8 protein-coding genes are annotated in these 9,641 nt (G+C 63.3%); 1 reads left to right on the plus strand and 7 read right to left on the minus strand.

What is annotated here, in order from left to right; genetic code table 11:
- The first annotated feature begins 40 nt into the window (after positions 1–40).
- Positions 41–1,516, plus strand: a complete 1,476-nt coding sequence (locus tag ACYVRU_RS10410) for a helix-turn-helix transcriptional regulator (RefSeq protein WP_418914852.1) — start codon at positions 41–43, stop codon at positions 1,514–1,516.
- On the opposite strand, the gene ACYVRU_RS10415 is transcribed toward ACYVRU_RS10410, so the two are convergent.
- From ACYVRU_RS10415 to ACYVRU_RS10445, 7 genes are all read right to left on the minus strand, one after another.
- Positions 1,517–2,419 carry a peptidoglycan-binding domain-containing protein gene (locus ACYVRU_RS10415; protein ID WP_302011352.1) on the minus strand — a complete coding sequence of 301 codons (903 nt, stop codon included), beginning with the start codon at positions 2,417–2,419 and terminating at the stop codon, positions 1,517–1,519. It lies immediately after the preceding gene.
- A 1-nt stretch (position 2,420) separates the two neighbouring features.
- Entirely contained in the window at positions 2,421–3,476 is a 1,056-nt protein-coding gene (locus ACYVRU_RS10420) for a polyprenyl synthetase family protein (protein ID WP_302383720.1), read from the minus strand.
- A gap of 161 nt (positions 3,477–3,637) precedes the next feature.
- Positions 3,638–4,498: an Rpn family recombination-promoting nuclease/putative transposase gene (locus ACYVRU_RS10425; protein WP_302383719.1), complete on the minus strand. Its 861-nt coding sequence runs from the start codon at positions 4,496–4,498 to the stop codon at positions 3,638–3,640.
- A 173-nt stretch (positions 4,499–4,671) separates the two neighbouring features.
- Positions 4,672–5,403, minus strand: coding sequence for a hypothetical protein (locus tag ACYVRU_RS10430; RefSeq protein ID WP_418381821.1), 732 nt, complete (start codon positions 5,401–5,403; stop codon positions 4,672–4,674).
- 20 nt (positions 5,404–5,423) lie between these two features.
- Positions 5,424–6,158 (minus strand): molecular chaperone TorD family protein, encoded by a 735-nt coding sequence (locus tag ACYVRU_RS10435; protein ID WP_114549272.1) that lies wholly within the window; start codon positions 6,156–6,158, stop codon positions 5,424–5,426.
- A gap of 68 nt (positions 6,159–6,226) precedes the next feature.
- Positions 6,227–6,889, minus strand: coding sequence for a 4Fe-4S dicluster domain-containing protein (locus ACYVRU_RS10440; protein ID WP_114549271.1), 663 nt, complete (start codon positions 6,887–6,889; stop codon positions 6,227–6,229).
- A 14-nt stretch (positions 6,890–6,903) separates the two neighbouring features.
- A complete protein-coding gene (locus ACYVRU_RS10445; RefSeq protein ID WP_161127590.1) occupies positions 6,904–9,384 on the minus strand; it encodes a molybdopterin-containing oxidoreductase family protein in 2,481 nt (826 codons plus the stop codon).
- Positions 9,385–9,641 lie beyond the last annotated feature (257 nt).

A 9,641-nucleotide genomic window follows, 5' to 3' on the forward strand; every position in this document is an offset into this window, starting at 1 on the left:
GAACGTGACGAAACCGAAAACGAAAGCAACGGCACAAAGCTTGACGAGACTCGAGAGGACGCTGAAGGTGCGCTATCTCGGCATCGGATTTCTCTGGGCGTGGGTCTACGGATCCTTCGAGACCTTCGCAGTCTTTCCGGAGCGCGCGGGCATCGGCATCAACGCCGACAGTTCCTGGCTCGCCTCGGCTGTCGTTGTGACGCTCACGCTTTTCGTTTTGGGATTCGTCCTAGGGAGGCGCCAGACCATGGCGCCCCCCTGGCTCACCGTCGCAGCGGGAGTGGCAACGGCGGCAGGAACGCTTCTCTCGGGACTGGCGGCCGCCGAGGGGATTCTTGCGCCAGCAGTGGTCAGCGGCGCGCTTACGGGGCTCGGCACGGGCGCTCTTTACGTACTGTGGGGACAGGCCTTGGCAGCGCTGGACATCGAAAGCTCCGAAGTCGCCATCCCGGCTGCTTCCCTTATCATGCTCGGCTGCGCTTTGGTTCTCCCCTACTTGCCAAGCACCGTCGGCATCCTGGCGACCGCCTCTTTGCCTCTCGCGTCGGGCCTTATGCTGCTGGCCACCTATCGAGATATTCCACCAGTTGAAAACGCAAGCGTCGCAACAGACGGCCTGCGCCGGCCGGCGCTCTTTACCCTCGCCCGCATCGCCGCGCTGCTTTTCCTCTCATATTTCGTCATCGGATGCTCTGGCGCGCTGCAAGCGAACGCCGACGCGCCCTTCATTGATTGGGGCATCGACATCGCCACCGTCATCGGCTCAATCTGCGGCATCGCCCTCGTGGTCGGCATCGTACTGTTCGCCGCACGTCCAAGTTTCGACGGACTCTTTCGGCTCATTGCCCCGCTCGTTGCCATCGCCCTTGCCCTCCTGCCGTGGGCAGATCTGTGGGCCGTTGCTCTCTCCACGAGCCTTGTTGCCATTGCGGACACCACGCTTACCATCGCCGCAGTGCTTTTCGTGGTGACAGCGGCCAAAAGCAATGGGGCAAAAGCAGCTCTCGGCATCGGCGTAGCGGAAGGGTCGCTGCAGCTGGGTGTTCTGGCGGGCAACCTCGCCGGGCGTGCCTTGAGCGAGATGACCTCCATCGAGCCATTGGGGTTGTTCGCCATCGCCCTGGGTCTTTTGGTCGTGTTTTCCCTCTCCTGGCTGGGATACCCCACCAACCGCTCCTCTGTGCTTGAGATCTCCGCTGCTCACAACACCGCTCCGCGCAATGAGGCCGTCCTGCCGATTGGCAGGATCGACAAGCCAGATGACCCCGGCGAGGCAGGCAGCATCACCTCTAGCGCCGACACGACCATCGACGGCATCTGCCAGCGCCTCACCGAGGAGCACGGTCTGTCGGGCCGCGAGGCGGAAATTCTCGGCTACCTGGCGCGCGGGCGCAGCCAACCTTACATCCGCGAGGAGCTGGTGCTTTCGAAGAACACCGTGGCCACCCACGTCAAGCATATCTACCAGAAGCTTGGCGTTCACTCCCGTCAGGAGCTGCTCGACCTGTTCGAGTAGCTACTCCTGCAGCGCGGAGCAGAGGGCGTCGAGCAGCGTAATGGCGTAATGCTGGGCGGAGCGCTCCGGGCCGGCTTCCAGCCAAACGGTGCCGGGGAGCAACACCGACACGCGGGGCCAGCTCGCATCGCGGGCCACGTCGACGGCCGAGGCCAGACGCAGCGCCAGCGTACCTTCCTCCTCGTAGGACACCAGCGGCACTCCGACCTCGGCATCCGTCGCTTCCAACAGCACGTGCACAAGCATCATTGACGCATCCGGCGGTACCGACAGCGCATCGGCGCTGATGATCTTGGAGGCCGGGTTGGTCGCCTGGGCCACGTTCGACATGCGCGAAGCCACGGCGCGGGAGAACTCGTCGGTGCCGAACAGGCACACGGCGTTGCGTTCCAGCACGTCGGCGGCGCGGGCGAAGCCCAGATGGCGCACGGGCCCGTGGGTCGCCTCCTTGCCAACCCAGGAATGGGCCAGGTTGCGCAGAGCCGCGTAGGTGTAGGCTCCGGCAATGCCATCGGAAGGCAGCCCCAGGTTCAGCTGGAAGCGACGCAGCGCCTCCTCGGTATGGGCGCCGAAGATGGCGTCACGTGTACCGTAGAAGAACCCGAGCGCGCCGAGCGCCTGCTGCAATTCCAGCACGTCATGACCGTGGAAGTAGGGCATGCGCAAGTACAACGTGCGGTCGCCCAAGTTGTAGGTGGCATCCACCAAAGCGGCCCACACCTTCTCGGTCACATCCTCACTCGGCGGCAGTGCCGACGCGGCAAGGAAGTCAGCCAATGCGGCGGCGGTAGCGTCGTCGAAGGTGCCAGTGATGGCATCCTCGGGAAGGTGCCCGATGCGGGCCAGGCGCGTCTGCACGTCCTCGACGGCAGCGCCGGTGTCATTTCTTTTGATAGGCTCCATGTTACTTCAACCTGTTCACAAACCAGTCGGCCATGGATACGAGCAAATCGCGATACGGCGAGGGAGGCAGCGCCCCGGCCAGCCGTGCCTTGGCGTTCAGGGCGAGATCCTCGGCGAACGTGCGAGCGTAGTCGATGGATCCCGTTTTCTCCATAATGGCCACGGCCTCGGCGAGCACCTCCGGATCGCGCTCCTTCGAGGACAGAATCTCGACGAGACGCTCTCGGGCCGCAGGCTCGGTGTTCTGCAGAGCGTGCACGACAACGAGCGTGCGCTTGCCCTCGGTGATGTCGCTGCGGAAGTCCTTCTTCTTGGCCTCATCGGTGCCCACGAGGTTCAGCAAATCATCCTGGATTTGGAAGGCGAGGCCCGTGTCAAGCCCGTAGCTGCGCAGGGCTTCCACGATCTCGTCGTCGGCGCCGCCCACGATGGCGCCCACGGCCAGCGGCACCGCGCCGGAATAGTGGGCCGTTTTGTGGATGGCCATGGTGAGGTAGTCCTCGGGCGTGATGTCGTAGCGGCCGTCGCGGGCCCAGCCCAGATCGAGCGCCTGGCCCTCCACCGTGCGGCAGGTCATGGCGATGAGCTCCTTGATAACGCGCACCTTCACGGCGTCTTCCAAAAGCGGGTCGTTCACCACCGGACCGTTTACCATGGAAAGAGCCAGATCCCCCATGTTGATGGCCAGCCCCAGCCCCTCGGTAAGGTGCAGGCAGGGCTCGCCGCGGCGCAGCTCGGCCTCGTCGGCGATGTCGTCGTGGATGAGGGCCGCGGAATGGAAGTGCTCAATGGCCGCGGCGGCGGTGGCGGCACGGTTGGGGTCGCCGCCCACGGCCAGACAGGCCGCGAAGCAAATGAGCGGACGATGACGCTTGCCCGCGTTCTCGCTGTAATGATAGAGCGGATCGTACAGGTAGCGGTCCATATCCCCGTGAGTCCCATGGGGAATGTAGCTGTTGATCAGCTCCCCGACCGGATCGGCGTAGGCTTTCAAATAGTCTTCGAACGTGGCGGGCGTCTCTTCGACGCTGGCGAGGATTTCTGAGATGTTCTTCATAGCGCTTTCTTGCCAGAGGGCGGTCGTTTCAGCATCGAACCATAATACCACGGGCACCAAGGCCCGCGCCGCGCGATCAGCCCACCGACAAGAATGTAAGATTTGGCGGCGAGGAGCGACGCCGGCACCATGGCCCTAAGCAGCGTAAGGGCACGACTGCCCTACAGATCGAACTCCCGAAAGAGCTCGTCTCGCCGGACGGGATCGGATGCCGCTTGCGCGAGATCGTCGACGCGGCCGGCCTCGATGAGCCGGGACGCCAGGGCGGCGAACCGCGCGGAGCCCTCCTCGAGGCCTTCTTGGCGGCCTTCTTGGCGGCCTTCCTCGCGCGCCTCCTCGCAGGCGATGCGGCCGTTTATGCGCTCGCGCCGCGCGGCGTTCTCCACGATCGTGCTCACCGACCACACCTTGTCCACCCACTCTCGATCCTCGTTGGCCCGCCCGACCGCCTCCTCTATCTTGCGCGAGAGCGAACCCAGGGCCTTGCCCGTCTGGGCATATCTTAGCAGATCGAGCAGGTCCCCGCCCGGCGCGTCCTCCCACGCCCGGGCGTTCAGCGCGAGCCAGTGCGAGGCATTCCCGAGCCGCAATTCGGGGACCTCGTCGCATCGGCGCTCGAGGTGGTAGACGGGCAGGTCGTACCCGAAGGGATCCTGGCTGCACAGGAAGACGACGAAGCTCTCGGGCAGCCGGTCGTAGTCGTCCCCGGCGGGAAGCTCCCTCACGTCCAGGACAGCCTGGTAGTACCGGAAGCGCTTCCCGAGCAGGGGCTCCCGCTGCGCCTGCATCTCCAGGTCGTAGACCCGCTCGCCCGACCCGCGCTCCCTGGCGTACACGTCCATGCGGACGCCGTGGCTCTCCGGGGCGGGGTCGAGCACCTGCTCGGCGTTCAGGTAGTCGATGCGCACGGCCTCGATGCCCAGCACGGCCCTGATGACATCGCGACATATCGACTCGTCGGTCATGACCCTCCCGAACATCCAGCTGTTGGTGAAATCGACCCTTCTTTGGCGCTCCCGCATGACTCCTCCTCCATCGGACTTGCAGCATGAGCCTAACAGAGCCGAGCCGTAGAAATGACGCGGGAATGTCCCGTTTCGTTCCTCGCGCCGACCGCAGTCGCGTCGCAAAATGAAGCGGGCCCCGGCGAAAAAAGCCAGGGCCCGCTCTTGGGAGACTATTCGATTCGTATCAGCTAGACGGCGCAGTCCCCGGTCTCGAGATCGAAGCCCGATGCAGCATCCAGGGCACCGACCGCTGCAACAGCGCGGCGGTCGACAAACGCCCGGCGGACGCGCAGCACGGCGTAGGCGCCAAAGATCACCGTGTACATGACCACACTTGCCACAGCGGCCTCGCCGCCCTGGCTCGCCGCCGGCGCCAGCATCAGCATGAGGTGCACGTACACCAAGCCGAAGAACACATAGGCCCACCGCTGCAGGCGCTTCCAGCTATCGGTGCGCATGCGGCGCTTTACGAAGGCGAAAGAGGTCACGCCCAGCACCAGCAGAAGCACGAGCAGCGCGAGCGCTACCACCAGGGCGCTCACCACATTCACCCCCAGCGTGCCGCCGAGTCGCGGAGCGTAGGAGCCCAAATACACCGCCATATGCCCGCAAGCCAAAATGCATGCGATAATGGACAACTCGCTGCGCACCGGCTTAAGCCACTGATGCACCTTCGATCCCTTGGCGAACACACCGATGTACATGACCACCACAAACAGCGCCAGCGACAGCACACACTTGCCCATGAGCAGCGTAAGCGGCCCCATTACAACACGGGGGAGCAGCCCCTCGACGCCAATGACGTAGGCCACGTCAGCCGCCACAGCCAGTACGTAAAACGCCACCGGCCACTTATGCAGCGGCGTGCGCAGAGCCAGGCAAGCCGCCACCGTCACCGCCAAAACCATAAGGAATGTCATTGCTTGCTCCTCACCCTCGCCTATGCCGCACGCTCAGCAAGCGTTGCCAGCAGAAAACGCCCGTACGCCGCCAGCGCGCCATAGAAGCGCTCGGCCGCCGGGTCCACCTTGCCCGCCTGCGCGAGGCGTTCGACCTCTTCAGCCGTGCGCGTCAGGAAATCCGGCAGCCACAAAGCCGCGTGGTCTCGAACGAAATCAGCAACCCGACCCCGCCAAAGCGCCACGGCCTCTTCATCTTCCGCCTCTAAAGAAGCCGCCTCGCTGCCAAGGAGAAACGAGAGGAACGCCCATTCGTTCCACGCGCTGTCGCACGGCTCGGTCTCGGCGTCCTTCGGCAGAACGCCGCTCTCACGCATGGTTTTCTCGACACGCAGGGTCAGCGCCGTACGGAACAGCGCCGGCGCTCCGGGCAACCCCTCGCGAACGTGCACAAACGCGCTCTCGTAGGGAAAAATGGCCACTCCGCTTCCTTGGCGCGCGTACAGCAGCGACCATGCGCGGCGCAATGCGGCCCCGAGCGCCTCAGCATCTTCGTCGGCAGCGCACACGAAGCCTTCGCAAAGCGCCTCAATGTCACCAGCGCGCCCGTCATCACGCGCTGCCGCCACGTCTTTCGCGCAGCCAACCGCGTCGTCGTGCACCGATCCGCTCGCCACCGCTGCCGCCACATCGTTGTCAGGAAAGCGCGTCAGCGCGCTCATCAATTCGCAACCGTCGGCCAAGCCGACAACTTTCCTCATATCCTCTGCGCTCACGAAGCCTCCTTACAAAGAGGCGGGCGCCGTACTTTCCGACGCCCGCCCTGCCGTTTCCAGATACGCGCTTACTTCAAGTAGTAGACACTCGGGTTCGTCCCCGCCGACTCCAGCATGAGGTGATAGTCGCGGCCCTCGATGGCCTTCGACACCTCAGATTCCGGATCGTCCAAATCGCCCCAGTAGCGGGCGCGGGCCGGGCACAGCTGCATGCAGGCCGGCACATCTCCGCGATCGACGAGGTTCTTGCAGAACGTGCACTTCTCCACCGTCCCGGCCTTGTGGGGCGGGGCGTCGAACTCGCCGACCTCAACCTCAAGGTAATACTCGGGGTTGTCGCTGATAAGGGTGCGGACGCCCTCGTAGGGGCACGCCTTGATGCAGGACTCGCACCCGATGCACAGATCCGTATCAACGAACACGATGCCGTCCTCGCGCTGCTGGGTTGCGCCAGTGGGGCACACGCTCAGGCAGGCCGGATCAGCACAGTGCTGGCACTGCATGGGCAGGAAGTTCAGCGTGCAATTGGGGAAGGTGCCGCCGGCGTTGTCGTTGGCAAGGGCGCCGCGGGACACGGCGGTACCAATGGTGTCGAAATCGTCATCGGTCTTGGTGTACACGACGTTGTACGTCAGCTCCTTCGGCAGATTGTTCGCTATCTTGCACGCCGCAGCGCACGCCTGGCATCCGATGCAGCGACGAAGGTCGATCGCCATTCCGTATCGAGTCATCTATCTCAGCCTCCCTAGAGCTTCTCGATGGCCACAGCGCAGTCGAAGTAGGACTGGTTTCTGCAGGCCTGGTTGTATTCGTTGAAGGTCGTACGAGCAAGGTCGCCGTCAATGTGCTCGCGCGTCAGGAAGCTGCGCGGGCAGTGAACCGCCTTGCGCTGCTCACCGGGATTGAGGACGGCCAGCATGGTAACCGATCCGCGGTCGTTGTAGAGACGGACGGTATCTCCCTCTTCGATACCCAGCTCGGCGGCATCTTCCGGATTGATACGGCACACCGGTGCGGCCTCGAACTCCTTCAGATAATCGACGTCGTACCACTGAGTGTGGGCGCGGGTGCGCATATGCTCGCAGCAGATGGTGAAGGGGTACTTCTCGCGGATGGGGTTGGAAAGATCGGCCTCGCGCGCCGGCTCCCAGAAGACCGACAGCTTTTCCTTCTCCAAATCCAGCTCCTGGCCCATCATGTAGTCGGGCTTGGGATCCTCGCGGTAGAACATGGCGCGTCCCGTAGGCGTTCCGAAAACAGCGCCCTCGAAGGCGATGGTGGGATCGTTGTCGCAACGCAAGTAATTCTTCTCGCGGATCTTGTCGATAGTGATCCCCTTCTCCTTCCCATAGGGAGTGGAGAGAAGGACATTCAAGTACTCGTCGGCCGTGAACTGGAAGAAGTCACCGTATCCCATAGCCTCGGCGATGAGCTTGTAAATCTCGAAGTCCGGCTTGCTCTCGTACAGGGGCTCGACGGCCTTCTCGTTCCACAGCAGATAGGGGTTGCAGTAGTAGCGGACGCGCAAATCCTCAGTCTCGAACCAGTGGCAAGCAGGCAGCAGGATGTCAGCGTACAGCGCCGTGTCGTTCATGGTCATGTCCTGGATGACAATGAACTCGATCGCATTCATGAGCTCGAGGGTCTTGTTCTGATCCGTCTGATTCGAGACGACGTTGGTGCAGGAAGCGTAGAAGGACTTGATGGGGAAATCCTCGCCAAGCTTCTTGCCCGTGTGCACAATGTTGTTGCAGAAGTCGGTCCAGTTAAGAATAGCGCCGACTCCCTGAGGCACTTCACCCGAGGCGCTCGGCATCGTGATGCATGCCTGCACATTGCCCTCGCCGAAGTTCGGCTCGCCGGTGAACAGACCCGATCCCGAACGACCCATCTGGCCAGACACGAGCAGAAGCGAGTTGATGCACTTCGAGCTGTACATGCCGTTGTTGTAGTGGTTCAGACCGAACTTCATGTCCGTCTGAACATCGCCTTCCTGCGTGTAGAGGTGCGCGAGGTGCTGGATGTCCTCGACGCTCACGCCGGTCACCTCGGAGGTGTGCTCCAGCGTCCACGGCTCAACCGCTTCCCGCACCAGCTCCATCTCCGTGCGCACCGCGATGCCCTGGATGGGGGCAACCCCGCCGAGCGCAGGCTTGACGGCCTGTGCCAGGGGCACAGCGCTGGAAGTCTCCTCGTCCCACACCACGTAGGGGTCGACGGGAACTTCCTCGCCCTGAGCGTTGGTCGCAGTCTCGGTCGGCTCCACGCCCAAGTCGCTCATGCGCAGGAATTTACCGTCCTCCTTGATCAGCAGGGGAGCCTCGGTGTGATCGCGCAGGAAGTCGGTCGCTTCCCAGCCCTGCTCGAAGATCTCGTGGATAGCGCCGAGCGCCAGGGCGCCGTCGGTAGCCGGATGCACCGGGATGAACCAGTCGGCCTTCGAGGGCATGACGCGATAGGCGATATCGATCACCACAAGCTCGGTGCCCGCATCGCGCGCCTCCAGGAAGAAGTGTGCGAGCTGCTTCTGGGACACCGCCGTGTCGCCGCCCCAAATTACATGGTGCTTGGCGTTAATAGCGTCCGAGCTGCGATTGCCATAGGGGCCGGCTCCAAACACGTAGGCCCAGGACATCGGCGTAGCAATATCGCGGTCCGGCAGGACACGGCTCGCGCCCATGACGTTCAGCAGGCGAGCCATAATGGAGCCCTCCGGGGCGCCGCCGCCGAGAGTACCGGTGTTGCCGCTGCCCAGGAACATGGCAATGGACTTCGGGCCGAACTCCTCGGTGTAGCCCTTCCATTTCTCGGCGATCTCGGCAATCGCCTCATCCCAGCTAATGCGCTCGAACTCGCCACTGCCGCGCTCACCTACACGACGCATGGGGTACTGCAGTCGCTCGGCGCTGTACACGCGGGCGGGTTGGACAAGGCCCTTCGGGCAGATACGGTCGAACTCGGGGCCGTCATCGAAGTGACCCGCAGTCGTGCGCACCACGCGACCGTCGCGCACATGGACGTTCAGGTAGCAGCCCTGACCGCACTGGGCACGGCACGCGCCCGAGTAGATCTTCGTCTCCGGAACCTCTACCGTCTCCTCGCCCGTTTCCGCCAGCGTCTCCTTGGCGGGGGCGCAGCCGACGAGCGCGCCGGTGGCCGTCAGCGCGGCCGCTCCCTTGATGAAATTTCTGCGCGAGAAACTCATGCCCGTTGTCTGTTCGGTCATGTCCTGACTCCTCTCTCTCCCTCGCATGTTGACGAGGACGTTCGCCAGGGAGGGGGTGGCTCGCGTCCTCGCCCGCGTGAAAAGTCTCCTCTTTGGACTTTTCGATACTGCCATTATGCCGAGGTGCGCCGATTAATAGCGATACGCTATGCCTAAGCGGTAACGTACAATCTCTTGCGCACTTTCACAGCAGCATAGCCTAGATACCAAAAGACACGGCTCCGGCCTTCGGTATGATTCGAGTTGTCTAGATTCGA

The organism is Adlercreutzia sp. CNCM I-6216, assembly GCF_977113345.1.

What these genes read in the sequence shown, in the direction of transcription:
- ACYVRU_RS10420 (WP_302383720.1), bottom strand. Translation starts at nt 3,476, where the DNA reads ATGAAGAACATCTCAGAAATCCTCGCCAGCGTCGAAGAGACGCCCGCC.
- ACYVRU_RS10425 (WP_302383719.1), bottom strand. Translation starts at nt 4,498, where the DNA reads ATGCGGGAGCGCCAAAGAAGGGTCGATTTCACCAACAGCTGGATGTTC.
- ACYVRU_RS10430 (WP_418381821.1), bottom strand. Translation starts at nt 5,403, where the DNA reads ATGACATTCCTTATGGTTTTGGCGGTGACGGTGGCGGCTTGCCTGGCT.
- ACYVRU_RS10445 (WP_161127590.1), bottom strand. Translation starts at nt 9,384, where the DNA reads ATGACCGAACAGACAACGGGCATGAGTTTCTCGCGCAGAAATTTCATC.
- ACYVRU_RS10415 (WP_302011352.1), bottom strand. Translation starts at nt 2,419, where the DNA reads ATGGAGCCTATCAAAAGAAATGACACCGGCGCTGCCGTCGAGGACGTG.
- ACYVRU_RS10440 (WP_114549271.1), bottom strand. Translation starts at nt 6,889, where the DNA reads ATGACTCGATACGGAATGGCGATCGACCTTCGTCGCTGCATCGGATGC.